This window comes from Corallincola luteus (assembly GCF_004336975.1).
GTDB classification, from domain to species: Bacteria; Pseudomonadota; Gammaproteobacteria; order Enterobacterales; family Neiellaceae; genus Corallincola; species Corallincola holothuriorum.
The window spans coordinates 292,260-309,356 of sequence record NZ_SJXE01000002.1 but is presented as its reverse complement, the minus strand read 5'-3'; the positions used below and the strand labels follow the sequence as shown (position 1 = coordinate 309,356).

Annotated in this window: 16 protein-coding genes; 8 read left to right on the top strand and 8 right to left on the bottom strand. The window is 51.7% G+C overall.

Annotation, left to right across the window (positions count from 1 at the left end):
* Window positions 1-7 precede the first annotated feature (7 nt).
* Window positions 8-1,648: an ABC transporter permease gene (locus EZV61_RS07820; protein WP_205695345.1), complete on the top strand. Its 1,641-nt coding sequence runs from the start codon at window positions 8-10 to the stop codon at window positions 1,646-1,648.
* Window position 1,649: 1 nt separating this feature from the next.
* A complete protein-coding gene (locus tag EZV61_RS07815; RefSeq protein WP_131414871.1) occupies window positions 1,650-2,771 on the top strand; it encodes an ABC transporter ATP-binding protein in 1,122 nt (373 codons plus the stop codon).
* On the opposite strand, the gene EZV61_RS07810 is transcribed toward EZV61_RS07815, so the two are convergent.
* Genes EZV61_RS07810 through EZV61_RS07800 form a run of 3 tightly spaced genes read right to left on the bottom strand, consistent with a single transcriptional unit; the run spans window position 2,772 to window position 5,254 of the window.
* Window positions 2,772-3,398, bottom strand: coding sequence for a bifunctional 4-hydroxy-2-oxoglutarate aldolase/2-dehydro-3-deoxy-phosphogluconate aldolase (locus EZV61_RS07810; protein WP_131414870.1), 627 nt, complete (start codon window positions 3,396-3,398; stop codon window positions 2,772-2,774).
* A gap of 34 nt (window positions 3,399-3,432) precedes the next feature.
* Entirely contained in the window at window positions 3,433-4,227 is a 795-nt protein-coding gene (locus tag EZV61_RS07805) for an IclR family transcriptional regulator (protein WP_131414869.1), read from the bottom strand.
* A gap of 46 nt (window positions 4,228-4,273) precedes the next feature.
* Complete coding sequence (locus EZV61_RS07800; RefSeq protein WP_131414868.1) at window positions 4,274-5,254, bottom strand: sugar kinase; 981 nt, start codon at window positions 5,252-5,254, stop codon at window positions 4,274-4,276.
* A 102-nt stretch (window positions 5,255-5,356) separates the two neighbouring features.
* Between EZV61_RS07800 and malE the strand changes: the two genes are divergently transcribed.
* From malE to EZV61_RS07785, 3 genes are read left to right on the top strand one after another with little or no spacing between them, the layout of a single operon-like run.
* Window positions 5,357-6,550 (top strand): maltose/maltodextrin ABC transporter substrate-binding protein MalE, encoded by a 1,194-nt coding sequence (gene malE / locus EZV61_RS07795; protein ID WP_114337617.1) that lies wholly within the window; start codon window positions 5,357-5,359, stop codon window positions 6,548-6,550.
* Between the two features lie 54 nt (window positions 6,551-6,604).
* Window positions 6,605-7,600 (top strand): aldo/keto reductase, encoded by a 996-nt coding sequence (locus EZV61_RS07790; RefSeq protein ID WP_114337616.1) that lies wholly within the window; start codon window positions 6,605-6,607, stop codon window positions 7,598-7,600.
* Window positions 7,597-9,030 carry a glycoside hydrolase family 13 protein gene (locus EZV61_RS07785; protein WP_205695344.1) on the top strand — a complete coding sequence of 478 codons (1,434 nt, stop codon included), beginning with the start codon at window positions 7,597-7,599 and terminating at the stop codon, window positions 9,028-9,030. Before EZV61_RS07790 ends, EZV61_RS07785 begins: the two co-directional genes overlap by 4 nt.
* A gap of 104 nt (window positions 9,031-9,134) precedes the next feature.
* On the opposite strand, the gene EZV61_RS07780 is transcribed toward EZV61_RS07785, so the two are convergent.
* From EZV61_RS07780 to EZV61_RS19645, 5 genes are read right to left on the bottom strand one after another with little or no spacing between them, the layout of a single operon-like run.
* Complete coding sequence (locus EZV61_RS07780) at window positions 9,135-9,686, bottom strand: GNAT family N-acetyltransferase (protein WP_131414867.1); 552 nt, start codon at window positions 9,684-9,686, stop codon at window positions 9,135-9,137.
* A gap of 51 nt (window positions 9,687-9,737) precedes the next feature.
* A complete protein-coding gene (arsJ, locus tag EZV61_RS07775) occupies window positions 9,738-10,961 on the bottom strand; it encodes an organoarsenical effux MFS transporter ArsJ (protein WP_130566886.1) in 1,224 nt (407 codons plus the stop codon).
* A 14-nt stretch (window positions 10,962-10,975) separates the two neighbouring features.
* Entirely contained in the window at window positions 10,976-11,980 is a 1,005-nt protein-coding gene (locus EZV61_RS07770; protein WP_131414866.1) for an ArsJ-associated glyceraldehyde-3-phosphate dehydrogenase, read from the bottom strand.
* A 34-nt stretch (window positions 11,981-12,014) separates the two neighbouring features.
* Window positions 12,015-13,046: an ACR3 family arsenite efflux transporter gene (arsB, locus tag EZV61_RS07765; RefSeq protein WP_131414865.1), complete on the bottom strand. Its 1,032-nt coding sequence runs from the start codon at window positions 13,044-13,046 to the stop codon at window positions 12,015-12,017.
* 12 nt (window positions 13,047-13,058) lie between these two features.
* Window positions 13,059-13,895 carry a metalloregulator ArsR/SmtB family transcription factor gene (locus tag EZV61_RS19645; protein WP_131414864.1) on the bottom strand — a complete coding sequence of 279 codons (837 nt, stop codon included), beginning with the start codon at window positions 13,893-13,895 and terminating at the stop codon, window positions 13,059-13,061.
* 250 nt (window positions 13,896-14,145) lie between these two features.
* On the opposite strand from EZV61_RS19645, the gene EZV61_RS07755 reads away from it, so the two are divergent.
* From EZV61_RS07755 to rpoZ, 3 genes are all read left to right on the top strand, one after another.
* Window positions 14,146-15,396, top strand: a complete 1,251-nt coding sequence (locus EZV61_RS07755; protein ID WP_114337610.1) for a GGDEF domain-containing protein — start codon at window positions 14,146-14,148, stop codon at window positions 15,394-15,396.
* Window positions 15,397-16,118: 722 nt separating this feature from the next.
* Window positions 16,119-16,745: a guanylate kinase gene (gene gmk, locus EZV61_RS07750; RefSeq protein ID WP_114337609.1), complete on the top strand. Its 627-nt coding sequence runs from the start codon at window positions 16,119-16,121 to the stop codon at window positions 16,743-16,745.
* A 60-nt stretch (window positions 16,746-16,805) separates the two neighbouring features.
* The gene (gene rpoZ / locus EZV61_RS07745; protein ID WP_114337608.1) at window positions 16,806-17,084 is read left to right on the top strand and encodes a DNA-directed RNA polymerase subunit omega; all 279 of its coding nucleotides are present in this window, start codon (window positions 16,806-16,808) and stop codon (window positions 17,082-17,084) included.
* The last annotated feature ends 13 nt before the right edge of the window (window positions 17,085-17,097 follow it).

Genomic DNA, 17,097 nt, shown 5'->3' with positions numbered 1-17,097 from the left:
AGATAACTTGCTCAGACTTCGAGCCAACAGACTAACTTCTATCGCCTTGCTGGTGGCACTGCTGCTAGCCACGCCGATCTTGGTCGTGTTCGTACAAAGCACCCTTGGCACGGAAGAGGTATGGCGCCATCTGTGGGACACAGTACTGTTCGATTATGTCAGCAACTCTTTGTGGCTGGTGGTTGGCGTCGGCGTCTGTGTGTTACTGCTTGGTGTGCCCGCGGCATGGCTCGTCGCCTGTTGCGAATTTCCATTTCGGCGACTGCTGACGGTTTTACTGCTGTTACCTATGGCGATGCCCGCCTACATCATCGCGTACACCTATACCGGTATTTTTGACTTTGCCGGGCCCGTTCAAACTCTGCTCCGCGATCTAAGCGGACTCGGGTATGGCGAATATTGGTTCTTCGAGATTCGCTCACTTCCCGGCGCCATCATGATGCTGGCGTTGGTCCTCTATCCTTACGTGTTTTTAATGAGCCGGGCCGCCTTTATATCGCAGCCCGGTAATATCTTAGATGCCAGCCGCAGCCTTGGCCTGTCGCCTATTCAGGGATTTTTTAAAGTGGCCCTGCCAATGGCGCGGCCAGCTATTGTCGCTGGTTTGTCTCTGGCACTGATGGAGACTTTGGCGGACTATGGCACGGTGGAGTATTTCGGTATTGCCACCTTTACCACCGGCATTTTTCGAACGTTTTACGGCTTTGGTGATACCGCCGCAGCAGCACAACTGGCGATGTTACTGCTCTCTTTTGTGCTGGTTCTGCTGGTAACTGAAAAGTATTCCCGGCGAAAAATTATCTATTTCAGCGCCGCCGAGCACACAACCAGCAACAACAGGCATGAGTTACGCGGTGGTTGGGGGGCACTTGCCACCCTCGCTTGCGCCATCCCATCGCTGTTTGGCTTTGTGTTACCTGCCGCCATGTTGCTCTATTGGAGTCTGGGCAGTGAAGAGCTGGCCAGCGCGGCGTTTCTAACCATCGCATGGAACTCTTTTTCCCTCGCGGGTATGGCCGCACTGATCTCGGTGCTGCTGGCGCTGATCATGGCTTACGCCCTGCGGATCCATAAAAATACCGTCACTCGAGCCGCGGTGCAGTTCGTTTCAATGGGCTACGCCCTACCCGGTACTATTATCGCCATTGGCGTGCTGGTGGCCTTAACCTGGGTTGACCATCAACTGGTGGCAAGGGTCGAAACCGCACTGAATCACGCCGGTGCCGATATCGATTTTGGCTTGCTGTTCTCCGGTACTCTGGTGGCGTTGCTATTTGCCTATACCGTACGCTTTTTGGCGATCTCGCTGGGCGCCGTACAAAGCGGCCTGCAAGCAATTAAGCCTAGCCTCGACCAATCCGCGCGAACGCTGGGGCATACGCCGGTGCAGGTGCTGAAAAAAGTACACTTACCTTTGCTGAAAGGCAGCGTACTCACCGCCCTGCTAATTGTTTTTGTCGATGTTTTGAAAGAGTTACCAGCAACCTTGATGTTGCGGCCTTTTAATTTCAATACCTTGGCGGTACGCGCCTATGAACTGGCGTCAGACGAACGCTTGGTCGATGCCGCGCCAGCATCCTTGATGATCGTGCTGGTGGGACTACTGCCCGTGCTACTGTTAAACCGTTCTATTGCAAAGAGTCATTAGTATGCCTTGTTCAGCGACACCGTCAGCACCCGTATCAGGTTATGTCGCCGCTTCGACTGCGCAGCCGGTGCAGTTAGATCTGCAACAATTGAGCGTCAACTACGGTGATGTTAGCGCAGTAAAGTCGGTCAGTTTACAGCTGCACCAAGGGGAAATCGGCTGTTTGTTGGGCCCCAGTGGTTGTGGCAAATCCACTTTGTTACGCACCATCGCTGGCTTTGAAACCCTGCAACAGGGGCGCATTACGATGCACGGCGTGCAACTGGCTGAGCCAACACATCAGCTCCCCCCAGAGCAACGCAAGATCGGCATGGTGTTTCAGGATATTGCGCTGTTCCCTCACCTCACCGTGGCGCAAAACATCGCTTTCGGATTACGCCAGCAGACCAAGCAACAGATCCAACAGCGGGTCTCCGAACTGCTGAAACTGATCGGTTTGCCGGATACCGAAGAGCGCTATCCCAGTTCATTGTCTGGCGGGCAACAACAGCGGGTGGCCTTGGCCAGAGCGCTGGCTCCTAAACCGGATCTGCTGCTGCTGGATGAGCCATTTTCAGGATTAGATGCGACGCTGAAAGAGACTCTGGTGCCGGAAGTTAGACAGATACTGCAGAAAGAGAATATCACCGCGCTGATGGTCACCCATGATCAAATGGAAGCCTTTGCCATCGCCGATCGCGTGGCCATTATGCAGCAGGGAAAAATTCACCAGTTTGATACGCCATACGAGATCTACCATGCTCCGAAAACCCGCTTTGTGGCCGACTTCATCGGTCAGGGGCATTTTGTTCCAGCATTGGCGTTTAATCACTGCGAGATCAAAACCAACTTCGTCAATGCATCACTGCAATTTGAACATGGCTTCGACGTTGAGACCCCAATAGAGCTGCTGATCCGTCCTGATGATCTGGAACATGACGACGACAGTGAGCTCACTGGCACCATCATCAGTAAACAGTTCCGTGGCACCTCCTTCCAGTACGAAATTGAACTGCCTTGCGGCGAACGGGCGCTATGTATCGCTTCAAGCCACCATGATCATGGAGTGGGAGAAGCGATAGGGATCCGGCTGGATCTGCAACACGTGATTTTCTTTGTTAAGGACAGCCCCGGCGAGGACTGACTAATCCAGCTGGCTGGTGGCCTTAGCTAAATCAGTGATCCCCTGCCAATCACCGGCTTCAACCATGGCATTAGGGCAAACCCACGAACCACCGACACACACCACATTGTCGAGGGCAAGATAATCAGCGGCATTGGCCTCGCTGATGCCACCCGTTGGACAAAATTTGAGATTGCCAAACGGGCCGGCAAATGCTTTCAACATACCCACACCACCGGCTTGCGCTGCGGGGAAGAACTTGAGCAAATTAAAGCCATACTGCTGCGCTCGCATCACTTCGCTGGGCGTACTGACACCGGGAATTAAAATGAAATTGTTGGCAACGGCAGCCTCTGCTAACTGATCAGTCAGCCCCGGTGATACCGCAAAATCAGCCCCTGCGGCTTGCACTTGCAGCAACTGTTCCGCGCTACACACAGTACCGGCACCTACCAGCGCATCCGGCACATCTTGTTTAATCGCCTTAATCGCATCGAGCGCACACGCTGTGCGCAGTGTCACTTCAAACACATCGATGCCGCCCTTCGCCAGTGCCGTTGCCAACGGCACGGCGTCAGCTAAACGCTTAATGACCATGACCGGCAATACCGGATAGGTGCGTTCAATCAGTTGTTGCATTTTGTCCATGTCTGGTCCTCATATCCCGTTGTAAACCTTTAGCTTATGCCAGTTTGTCTGGCTGAAAACCCAATTGACGTTGGATCGCCTGCGCCGCTTTCATGCAAGCAGTGATCGCCCGCTCTTGCGAGACACTGGGTTCATTCAGGTTATCGCTGTAAGCACCCAAATAGGGCACGGTCAGTGCCGCAAATGCTTCACCCTGTTCATTACAGATCGGAAAGCTGATGTTAAGAATGCCTTTGATCTGCATGCTTTCTCGTACCAAGCGGCGATCCCGACGAATACTGTCTAATTGCGGTGCTAACTGTTGTCTTAACTTTGGGTTAACCGCCTGACTGTTCCATAGGCGCTGCTGCATCGAATCACCCGCTAAAGCCAGCAACAACCAGCCAGAGGTTGACTCAAACACATCCACTTGTGTCCCTAAACGTACAGTAAAGCCCATTTTTCCTGGGCTTTCCTGTCGCGCTGCGACCACTAAATTCTCTTCTTCGGGTACCACTAGATGGCACGATTGCACCAGCTCTTGGCTAAGTTGCTGCATCACCGGCAGCGCCATTGCACGCAGCCGGTCTTGCGGTGGGTAACGATGAGCCATTTGCCAAAGACGCATACTGAGTTGAATACCACCCGCGTCATCAATCCGCAGATAACCGCGGGCTTCGAGGATCGAAAGCATCCGAAAGATCTCGTTGATACTTCTTTCTAATTTTTCGGCAATTTGGTTCTTACTCAATGGCCCAGACTGCTGTGCCAGCAGCTCTAAAATGTCCAACCCTTTCTCTAATGCGGGGGCCGTATAGGATGATTTTTCTGACTGTGGTTTTGTTGCCAAAACAAGACTCCCAAACTGATATAAAAACAGGCACAACGAAAACAGCTCAATACTTTAACGCAGGCATCATGGCGACGGGAATAATTGCGCCAAATTGTGAGATGACGCTGGCCGCCAGTATGTGGCCACAACGCGCAGCAGCCTCGCCACCAGCGCCCGTGAAACGGGCTGCAAGATAACCGGCATTAAATGAATCGCCCGCCGCCGTAGTGTCTTGCACTACGGCTAGCACGCTAGACACGGCAACACATAGGCCATCGGCCTGAACATGAGCCGGGGCTTGCCCACACTTAATTACCCCTTCACAGCCTTTGGGCAAAATAGCATCAGCCACGAGGTCTCGGCCGTGTAATGCAGATTCGTCTTCCAACGTCAGTAAGTTCAAACAAGCCATCTGCTTCGCTTGCTGCATCCACTGCATCGCGTGCTGATGATTGCGCCACAGTTCTGGTCGAAAATTACTGTCGAAAATGAGCCGCCCCTGCCTTTCAACAAAGCGTACCAATTCCGCCATCAGCTGCTCACGCCCTTGGTCATCGAGAATGGCGAGGGTAACACCGGTCAGATAGATGGCATCGTAGGGCTCTGACCACCCCGAAGGTAGGCGAGACAAATATTGTGATGCAGCGGAGCCTGCCCGTTGATAACGAAAGCTACGTTCACCGTTTTGGTCGAGATGGATCTGATAACGTCCGGTGGCTTGCTCAGACAACAGGGGGACACCGGAGCAATCCAGCCCCTCCTGTCGCCAAGACGTAAGCAGTTCGCGACTGCTGTCGCTGTCTCCTAATGCTGAAATAAAGCAAACCTGCTGCGCATCCCCGACCAATCGTTTTAAGTAGATGGCAAAGTTAATGGCATCGCCACCATAAACGGTCGCTGAATGATCGGCCGACGACTCCTCTAAACAGGCATGCGCACGCTGTTCCAGCATCGCCTCACCGACCACCGCCACCGACTTAACATCCTGCCAATGAAACTCATCGATAAGTGATGTTGATCTCGTTTTTTCAATTTTTAGGTTCACAATCAGTCAACCCTCTGCAATTTTATATACGAAATTATTTTTCACCAAAGAAAACAAGAGCGCAAGCTTTAGATTCAAAATCTTGCCATAACAGAGGTGAACATGAACAAAATCAGATTTACTACAACGCGGCTACTGCAAACCAGCATCGTATTCACGGCGGCGCTACTGGGATCGGCGAATGCAGGGATGAAGCAGGGCGCATTAGAAATTTGGGCAGATAAGGGCACGGTGCAGATGCAAGCCGTTGCAGCCAAGTTTACCGAGGATACTGGTATCCCTGTCACCGTGGTTAAACAGGGCGATGCTCCCGGGATGTTTGGCATCGCCGCTGGCGGTGGCGAAGGCCCTGACATTATGTTGTGGGCTCATGACAGATACGGTGATTGGGGCACTGGCGGCTTGATCCAACCGCTGAAGCCCAGTCGACATATTCTGGAAAATACTCTTGATTACGCTTGGGATGCCGTCACGGTGAATGGCGATATCTTCGCTTATCCCATCGCCATTGAGGCGGTAAGTCTGATCTACAATAAAGCCCTCATCGACCAAACACCGGCAAGCTTTGAAGCGATGTTTGAGTTACATAAATCACTCATGTCTGAAAGTAAGGTCGCCGCCATCGCATGGGACTACAACAATACCTATTTTACCTGGCCAATACTGGCTGCCCATGGTGCCAGACCATTTGCCAAAACCGCCAAAGGTTATGACACCAGTGAAACCGGTGCCAACAGCGAAGGTGCCATCTATGGTGCGCAATTACTTAAACGCATGATTGATGAAGGACTGATGGAAAAGCATATCGATTACTCCGTCATGGATATGAAATTCTCGAAAGGTGAAGTGGCGATGGTGATCAGTGGCCCATGGTATTGGGATGATCTGGATAAAACGGGTATCGACTTCGGCGTCGTGCCACTGCCCAGAGTCAATGGTCATCACAGTAAGGCATTTGTTGGTGTCTATGGTGCAACGATTAACGGCAACACCCCAAATAAAGATCTCGCTGTCGAGTTTATTGAAAACTATCTGCTCACCCAAGATAATTTGACGCTCTACCACAGCAGTAATGAACTGGGTGTTTCTGCCAATAAACAATTAAGGCAGGTCATGCTCAAAGACTCCCGCCTTGCAGCAACCTATCGCAGTGCTGAACTCGGCGAGCTGATGCCGAATGTCAACAAAATGGGCCAGTTTTGGTCGGCGATGAATGCAGCACTGTCCAATATCACCACCGGGCGGCAATCACCAGAATCAGCCCTCAATGCCGCGGCCAAACGTATTGTACGCTAAGCAACGAGCACCATTTGCGGCACTATTTTTCATCACTTACAGAGACATCATGTTATGAAATTCAAACAACCTAAACGCCTTAATCGCGCAGTCTCTGCACTGGGTTATGGCTGCTGGGGCATCTCCGGTGGCGACAGCTGGACCGGCGGCAGTGACAAAAATGCTATTCAAGCCATTCACGCAGCAATCGCTGGCGGCATAAACTTTTTTGATGTCGCACCTGTCTATGGCTTAGGGCACGCGGAAACCATTTTAGGTAAAGCCCTGCAAGGAAAGGCACGCCAAGACCTGATCATTGCCAGTAAGTGCGGCCTAGTTTGGGACAAAAACAACAACGTCAGCAATGACTTGTCAGCCGCCAGCTTGCTAAAAGAGATCGATGACAGTTTGACCAGAATTGGCACTGACTATCTGGATATCTATCAGATCCATTGGCCGTCAGCCGATCAGCCGTTGCCGCAAACTCTAGAAACACTGCAAGCGATCCAAGCCAGTGGCAAGGTGCGCCATCTAGGGGTGAGCAACTTTTCACTAGCTGAGCTCGAACAAGCCGATACGCTGGCGCCAATTTGCAGCTATCAAGGGCTGTACAACATGCTCGAACGTAACCCTGAGTACTATCACTTCATTGCTTTGAGCTATCGCACTGAGCAACAGATCCTTCCCTACTGCACACAGCAGGGACTCGCGTTCTTTCCCTACAGCCCATTAATGCAGGGCTTACTCAGTGGTCACTTCGATGTCGACGCGCCTCTGCATGAAAATGATGTACGCCGTCACAACCCCAAGCTCCAAGGTGAGCTGCTACCTAAATACATGCAGATCATTAACGTACTGCAGGAGTTCGCCGGAGCATTGGGCAAACCGCTCAATGAGTTGGCCATTAATTGGTTAGCAGATCAGCCTGCGGTCACCTCGGTTATTGCCGGGGCGCTCAACGCCGAACAGGTGGAAGCCAACCTCAACGCCATGACATGGGAATTAACCGACTATGATCGCCAAGCCCTAGAGCAATTACTGTCACCCTATCAACAGGAGGGCTTACTATGACGACCATTAAGCCATCTCAATCCGCTGATATCGCGACTCCTGACTGGGTCAAACAAGCCGTTTTTTATCAGATATATCCTGATCGCTTTGCCCGGCGTGAAGCGCCTGCTCCATTGGGGGTTAAATTCAAACCCTGGGGGACACCCGCAGAGCAGCAAGGCTTTCAGGGGGGTGATCTGTATGGCGTTATCGACAAGTTAGATTATTTGCAGCAGTTAGGCATTACCGCGATCTACCTCTGTCCAATATTCAGCTCCGCCAGCAATCACAGGTATCACACCTTTGACTTTATGCAGGTTGATCCTCTGTTGGGCGGTAATCAAGGGTTACGAGAACTGCTGGACGAAGCACATCGGCGCGACATGAAAGTCGTGCTAGATGGGGTCTTCAACCATGCCAGTCGCGGCTTTTGGCCATTCCATCATATTTTAGAATGCGGTGGTGACTCCCCTTACATTGATTGGTTTAAAATCCAAGATTGGCCCCTCAATCCCTATCCAAGCAATGCTGATGAGCCCACCAATTATGCCGCTTGGTGGGATCTGCCTGCCCTGCCTCAGTTCAACCACAGTAATCCCGGCGTGCGTCAGTATATCTATGACGTAGCCAAATTCTGGCTAGAGTTTGGCATTGATGGCTGGCGTCTTGATGTTCCTTACGAGATCGACGATGACGAATTCTGGCGCGGATTCAGGGATGTGGTTAAAACCGCTAATCCTGACGCTTACATTTGTGGCGAGGTGTGGGAGAAAGCACAGCGTTGGCTGCAAGGTGACATGTTTGACGCCACCATGAACTACACCTTTTGCTGGGCAAGTTTAAGCTACTTCGGTGCTCATACCCTCAATGGCTACCAGCGCAACCACCTCACCCTGGAACCACTCGACAGCAAGGGCTTTCAGCAGGTTATTAACCAAATGCATGGCTGGTATGACTGGCAGATAAACTTCGCCCAGCTCAACTTGTTGGGCAGTCATGATATGGCTAGACCGTTGTGGATCTTATCGGAGGACAAAGCGGCACTACAACTATGCTGGCTGTTTATGATGACCATGCCAGGAGCGCCCTGTATTTACTACGGTGATGAAATAGGCATGTCATCTGCAGACGATCCATATTGCAGAGAGGCCTATCCGTGGCACGCCCCGGAGCAGCAGGATAACAACATGGCGGCTCAGCTAACGACATTGATCCAACTGCGTAAACAATATCCGACCTTGGCAACGGGTGATTTCTGTTTTCAACAGAGTGACGACAACGTGCTCCGCTACCAGCGAAGCTCACAACACCAGACTCTACAGGTGGCAATAAACCGTAGCAATACAGCGCAACCGCTACAGATTGATGATGCCAACATCGTCTACGGAGAGCTTAACGACGGCTATTTGCCAGCACAATCCGGTGTGGTGCTGCTACTGAACAAGCGCTGATTAACTGCAGGTAACTAGTCAGAATGAAAACGGCAAAGCCACCCAGCAGGTAAATCAGCCTCACGCTCGATTTGCCTGCTGTGAGCCAATGAAGGATCGCGGGGTTAAAGTACTTTTTGATACAGTGCTAAATCCAACCAGCGGTCAAATTTAAAGGCCGATTCGGTTAGAGTGCCGGCGTGGACGAAACCGAGCTTTTCGTGCAAGCGAATACTGGCGGTATTGTCGGCATCAATGGCGCCAACCAACACATGCACCGACTGCTGCTCTGCGCGCTTGATCAAAGCCCGCAGTAGCAGCTCCCCTAATCCCAGCCCCCGATGCTGCGGGTGGATATACACGGAATGTTCCATGGTCTGATTGGCTGCGGGTTTGTCACGAAACAGGCCGTAACTGGCAAAACCCTGTAGGTAACCTTGCTCATCAACGGCACCAATCACCGGATAGCCAGCCGCCTGTTTTTGTTGGAACCATTGCGCGATATCCCCTTCACTGCGCGGCTGGTATTCGTACAATGCGGTGGAGTTGAGGATCGCATCATTGAAGATCTCTCTGATCACTGCACCATGCTCACTCATATTGCAATCTACCAGCTTGGCAGCGGGGCTTGCCGCATAGGCATCGTGTGGTGGTAAAGGCGGTAAGGCTGACGACATAACTATTCCGGTGATTGATACGGCGAACAGATCAGACACAGCTTAACAAACTCATCGAGTTACCGGCAGTGGCTTATGTTTGGGCAGTGCAACGGAGATGGCTGCAGTCATCAGCAAGAGCCCCACCGAGAACCAGAGGCACGCCGCTAACCCCCAATATTGATATATAACGCCAGATAAAACGGTCCCTAGCAGTCGTCCCATGGCATTGGCCATGTAGTAAAAACCAACATCCAGCGACACACCATCTTCGCCAGCATAGCTAACGATCAGGTAGGAATGCAGAGACGAGTTCACTGCAAAGACCGCACCAAAGGCCAGCAGGCCGATTACAATCACCCACTGCGGCTGCCAGCCCGCTTGCACCGAGACAGCCACCCCAGTGGTTACTATCGCTAACAAGCCAGCCCAGACTAGGGCTGAGTGGCCATCGGGTACCCGGCTTTGCGCCTTGCCCGTTAGCTTAGGTGCCACACTTTGCACCAGACCATAAGCGATGACCCAGCTGGCCATAAAGCCACCAACCCAGAGGTGGCTCCAACCAAACACGCTACCCAGATAAACCGGTAACGCCACCACAAACCAGACGTCTCGCGCAGCAAACAAACAGAGCCGGGCGGCGGATAAGATATTGACGCTGCGGCTTTTCGAAAAAATCTCGGTGAATTTGGGTTTGCGCTTAGTTTTGCCTAAATCTTTTTGCAACAGCATCAGGCTGGCTATCAGCACCAAACACAATACGCCAGCCATCAAAAACATTGAGCCACGAAAACCGATCCATGCCAGCAATGCACCACCGATAAAGAAGCCGATCCCTTTCAGCGCATTTTTCGAGCCAGTCAGGATCGCCACCCATTTGTAGAGCGTTCCCTGCTGGCCATTAGGCACTAACAGTTTAATGCTGCTTTTGGCGCTCATTTTATTGAGATCTTTGGCAATACCGGAAAAGGCCTGCGCCAGCATCACCAAGGGCACCGTTAGCCAGCTGTCTGGCACGGTTAACATCATTAACGCCAGCACCTGCAATGCCAAACCGACATTCATGGTGCGATTTAACCCTAACCGCGCCCCCAACCAACCACCGACAAGGTTGGTCACCACACCAAAGATCTCGTAAAACAGGAACAGCATCGCCACCTGCAGCGGCGTGTAACCCAACCCATGGAAATACAACACCACCAACATACGCAACGCGCCGTCGGTCAAGGTGAAATTCCAATAGTTGAAAGTGACAACTAAGTACTGCCGCACTTCGCTAGATAGCTGCTTTATCATCTGAGAACTGCCCGTTAGCCCGCCAAGCCGACTTTGCGTACTAACTCAGCGGTACGCGTGGCATATCCCATCTCGTTGTCATACCAGGCATAGATTTTTACCATGCGGTTTTCGACCACCATAGTGGAGAGCGCATCGACAACGGTCGAACGCTGGTCGCCTTTGTAATCGATCGACACCAATGGCCGCTCTTCATAACCCAAGATACCCGCCAACTCATTCTCGCTGGCCTCTTTCAGCAAGGCATTAACCTCTGCCACTGACGTATCCCGCGCCACATCAAACACCATGTCGGTCAGCGACGCGTTAGCCAACGGCACGCGCACCGCATGACCATTAATTTTACCTTTTAACTCAGGGAAAATTTCAACAATGGCGGTTGCTGAGCCGGTGGTAGTTGGGATCAACGACATACCGCAAGCGCGCGCTCGACGCAGATCTTTGTGCGGTGCATCCAATATAGTTTGGGTATTAGTGAGGTCGTGGATCGTGGTCATCATGCAGCGCTCAATACCGAGCTTTTCATGAATAACCTTGATCACGGGCGCTAGGCAGTTCGTCGTGCAGCTAGCGGCGGTCACGATAGGATGCTGCTCAGGATCGAAAATATGCTCGTTCACGCCCACCACGATGTTGGCGATACCCGGCTCTTTTACCGGCGCAGACACCACAACCCGCTTCACGCCTTGGGCCAGATATTGCTGTAAAATTTCAGTACTGCGATGCACGCCGGTGGCTTCCAGCACCACATCACAACCAGACCAATCCACATCAGCAATATCACGCTGCTGCGTGCATCTGATCGGCTTACCATCGATGATCATATTGTCGCCATCGGTAGCCATCAGATGATCCCAGCGCCCCTGCACTGAATCAAACTCCAGCAGGTGCGCCAAGGTGGCGGTATCACCGGCCACATCATTGATCTGCACAAACTCTAACTCAGGCCAATCATAAGCCGCGCGCAAGGCCAAACGGCCAATACGGCCAAATCCGTTAATGCCTACCTTAATCGTCATGCTGTCATCCTTTATCAAAACAGATTCGTGTCATTTAGTTCGTGGCGTCGGTGCGAAACCAGTGCCTTGTGCGGTTGGCAAATGCCACCAGTGAAAGCATTACCGGTACTTCCACCAGCACCCCTACCACCGTCGCCAACGCCGCCCCGGAATGCAGGCCAAACAGCGAAATCGCCACGGCCACTGCCAATTCAAAGAAATTTGAGGTTCCGATCATGCACGCTGGTGCGGCAATGTTGTGGGGCAGCTTTAACCGTTTAGCAAGGTAGTACGCGATGGCAAAAATGCCATAGGTTTGCAGCATCAATGGGATGGCGATTAACACAATCACCTGCGGCTTGGCCAAAATGGTTTCCGCTTGAAAACCAAATAGCAGAACCACGGTTGCCAGCAAACCAACTATCGACCAAGGCTTCAACATCCCACTAAATTGCTGCAAACGCTGCGGTTGTTGATCGCAGTGCAGCAATTTCCGCGTCACCACGCCCGCCACCAGCGGGATCACCACATACATCAACACTGATAACAGCAGCGTTTCCCAGGGCACATGAATATCTGTTACGCCCAGCAGAAAACCGGCAATGGGTGCAAATGCAAACACCATAATCAGATCATTAACCGACACCTGCACTAGCGTGTAATTGGCGTCGCCTTTAGTCAGCTGACTCCAGACAAACACCATGGCGGTACAAGGCGCAACGCCCAGTAACACCATACCGGCTATGTAAGCCGTTGCATCAGCCTCTGGTACTAAGCTGGCAAAAAACACACGGAAAAATAACCAACCCAATGCCACCATGGTAAAAGGCTTAATCAGCCAGTTAATCACCAGTGTCAGTACCAGTCCTTTCGGGCGCTTGCCGACATCTTTAATGGCGGACAGATCCACTTGTACCATCATCGGATAGATCATGATCCAAATAAGCACCGCCACCAGCCAGTTAACATGGGCATACTCCCAACCTGCCAATGTGGCAAACAGATCAGGCATGGCAACGCCCGCAACCACACCGGCAACAATCGCTAGTCCCACCCAAAGCGTTAAGTAACGTTCAAATATACCCACGTTAATAGCCTCTTAGTTACAGCACTGCTGAACCCGTTCAGGGCGGTCACCCATCGCTTTCAGCCGTGCTTTTTCATTATTAATCAGTGCAGGATTACCGATCCGTGTGGTTGCCAGTACATGCACAGCCCATGGCGGCAAGGCATCACTCAAGCGATAAAAAACCCATTGCCCCTGACGCTTATCCTGCAACACGCCCTGCTTACGCAGCTGAGCCAGATGGCGAGATATTTTCGGTTGTGAAAGTTGCAATGCCGTGACCAGCTCGCAAACACACAGCTCGCCTTCATCCTGCAGCAACATCAATATCGACAAACGAGTAGAGTCCGTCAGCGCCTTAAAGAATTGGTCGGCTGACAGATCGGAGGATTGCGGCTGTGGTTCGTTTGCATCAGTGTGCTCCCCCCTATTGCCACGCAGGGGCGCTGTATAGCTGTGCAACAACACGGCCACTCGCTGCTGAATATCGGCAAAGGCGTTGGCAAATGCCAGACTATCGCTGCCAATTTTTGGGTCGCTGATATCCCAGTGCAACTGCGCTACCGCTACTGGCAATGCACCACACTCCTGATTCGCTTCATTGCACAGGGTAATAATCAGGTCAAAATCATCGAGGCAATAGTCCGTTAGCGGTTGGCTGCGCAAGCGATTAACGTCAACGCCCTCAGCCTGCAATAACGTCAGCGCTCTGGGATCGATCGGCTCTGGCGCCGTTCCGGCGCTGGCCACCTCAAATTGTTCAGCGCCAATATGGCGCAGCCAAGCTTCAGCCAGTTGGGAACGGGCTGAATTGCCGGTACAGAGAAACAGTACCTTGGCTCGCTGACGCTGACATTGATTAACTGGCATGGGACTAATTAAACCTTCAAGTTACATATGGATTTCCATATATGCGACATTCCATATGTTAGTTATGGATACCTCATCCGTCAATGACAAATGCCCGCAACACGGAAATAAACATCACCGGCGTCTAACAACGACAGTCGACAAATAGTCCGAAAAAATGCAGCAAGCTCTCTTGCTGCGGTAAGTTGGCGTTTTAGGTTGGGATATTTTTACTGGAGCTGTGTCATAAAAATTTACAGCACTTGATGGTATGCTCAGCCTAATCCTAGGCCGCTATATTCGATTCATGCCTGTAGTCACATCATTAGCACTACCTACACTGTTGCCACTGTTGGCTCTATTCCTGATCGCACCGCTATCAGGATTAAGCTTGGACTATCAGCAACTCTTAAAGTGGTTACCTTATCCGCTGTTTATCATGGCTGCGGGGCTTGGTCACATGTATAGCTTGGGCAGACCAGTCGCCCTCGCTTTAATTCTGACTGCCAGCTACTTAGTGCTGCAGGGGCCGCTGCAAAGCAACCTGTCGGTAATACCCACGCATCAGCTATTTGTACTACTCACACTGTTGCTGCCTTGCTCGCTGCTTACCCTCTCTTTTCTACCGGAATCTGGCTCGCTCAACCGTCGCTTTGTTCTGCTGTTACTGCCCACTGCCGCACTCACCGGTATCGCTGCTATTTTTTGGCAGCCATCGGCAACAGCTCCCAGTGAGTGGCAAACGCTATTTAGTCTACGACCAGCCCCCGCGGTGTTTGCGCCGATCTTTAGCCTGTTGCTTGCGGTGGTCATCGCGTTAATCCTGCTATTTCGACAAACATTGCTGCAATGCCCTTGGCAAGGCACGTTGCTCGGCTGTTTAGTTGCAACATCACTGACATGGGCGATGTTCGATAAGACACTTATCTCTAGCCTGATGTTTTGTACCGCTGCGGTGGTGCTAATTTTGTCCGTGCTATTTCAAGGCCACTATTTGGCATTTCGCGATCAATTAACCGGTTTACCGGCACGGCGCTCGTTAGAAAATGCATTTAAAGGGGTTGGACGGCGCTACGTCGTCGCCATGATGGATGTTGACCACTTTAAAAAATTTAATGACACCTATGGCCACGATGTAGGTGATGATGTGCTGAAGATGGTGGCAGCTCATATCGCGCAGGTCACCGGAGGTGGCACCGCTTACCGCTATGGTGGCGAAGAGTTTACCGTGCTGTTTAAACGTAAAACCTTAGATGATTGCATTGAACATCTGGAGGCCGTACGTGAAGCCATCGCCGACTACTCCTTGGTGATCCGCGACAAAGAGACACGCCCAAAAGACGCTAAAGCTGGCAAGCAGCAACGAGGCCAGGCGATCCGCGGGCGGCGAGTTTCAGTGACCATTAGTATTGGCGTTGCCGAACGTGAGCCCGGCGTCGACCAACCTATGCAGGTATTAAAAGCCGCAGATAAAGCCCTATATAGAGCGAAGCAAGCGGGCCGAAACTGCTTAAAGGCATAACAATTAGTTGAGTAGCAGAAACACCCATATCCGCAGAAAGCTTCACGCCGCTGAACACAGTGGGTGTACGACCGCCAAGGATAGCGGAAATGTCGAAATAGCAGGGAGCACTTCTCGACCGTACATCCTGCACACAGTGTGCCCCGCGCAGCGTTTTGGGCATCGTCGCTCCTGTGCATTAGCACACCCCACGAAGTGTACTGGGTGCCATGCACCCGCGACAAGGCTCACCCCGCGCAGCGCAGTGGGTGTACAACCGCCAAGGATGGCGGAAATGTCGAAATAGCAGGGAGAACTTTTCGACCGTACATCCTGTACACAGTGTGCCCCGCGCAGCGTTTTGGGTATCGTCGCTCCTGTGCATCCATGCACCCGCGACATACCGTACATCCTGTACATAAAAAAATCCCCGGACAGGCCGGGGACTAAAATAAGGGAATGTTTTTAAAGAAACGGTTTTTGACTAAAACCAAAGCACTTTCTTCACTAGGTAAGAGTGAGCTGTACAAAGAAAGTTCAGAAAATATTTCAAAATATTTCAAAACGCCAAATAGTGTGAAGCAGGTCGCATTAAATCCACTATATTGCGAGCCGTTCCAAAAATAATAATCCAACCCATCACTGTGACATCAGTGCATAGGTGGGAAATTGTAATTTTTTTCTGCCATGTTAGGCTATGTCGCCTTTCAAAACAGACGAAAGCGCTCGCGCCAGGAAATCCGATGAACGCGCCCGGAACTCTCTTTATTGTTTCAGCTCCCTCTGGAGCTGGTAAATCTAGCCTGATTGCTGCACTACTTGCGCGGCACCAGCAGGCCACCATGGAAGTCAGTATCTCCCATACCACCCGACAGGCGCGTCCGGGCGAAGAAAACGGCAAGCACTACCATTTCGTTTCAGTAGCTGAATTCAAATCACTGATCACCGCAGATGCCTTTTTCGAACATGCCGAAGTATTTGGCAACTTCTACGGCACCTCAAAAGTGAACATTCAACAGCGACTGCAGGCTGGCGTGGATATTTTCCTGGATATTGATTGGCAAGGGGCGGAACAAGTTCGCCAGCAGATGCCGGAAGCGAAAAGCATTTTCATTCTGCCACCCTCGCAAGCGATCCTTGAACAACGTTTGAGTCACCGAGGACAAGACAGCGCTGAAGTGATTGCCCAACGTATGACCAAAGCGCGCGCAGAAATGAGTCACTATCCGGAATATGATTTCCTCATTATTAATGATGAATTTGAGAAAGCGCTGGACGATTTAGACGCGATCGTACGCTGTCATGGACTGCGCCGAACTGGACAAGCGATTCGACATAACGATATGCTCAAGCAATTACTGGCAGAATAGGCCTGGATCGGCTAGAATTCGCGCCCTTTTGATAAAACTTCCTCATGACTGGAGAGACAGATGGCTCGCGTAACCGTTGAAGACGCCGTAGATAAGGTCGGTAACCGTTTTGACCTGGTTTTGGTTGCGGCTCGCCGTGCCCGCCAAATTGCTGTTGAAGGCAAAGAAGTGCTGGTCGACGAAGAAAATGATAAGCCAACCGTATTGGCACTACGTGAAATCGAAGAAGGTCTGGTGACCTCATCAACGATGGATCAAGAAGATATCCAAGCCGTGCGTGAGCAGGAAGCAGCCGAATTAGCCGCTGTTGCCGCAATCGCCGAAGGCCGGTTAGGCTAGGCGAACGGTAGGG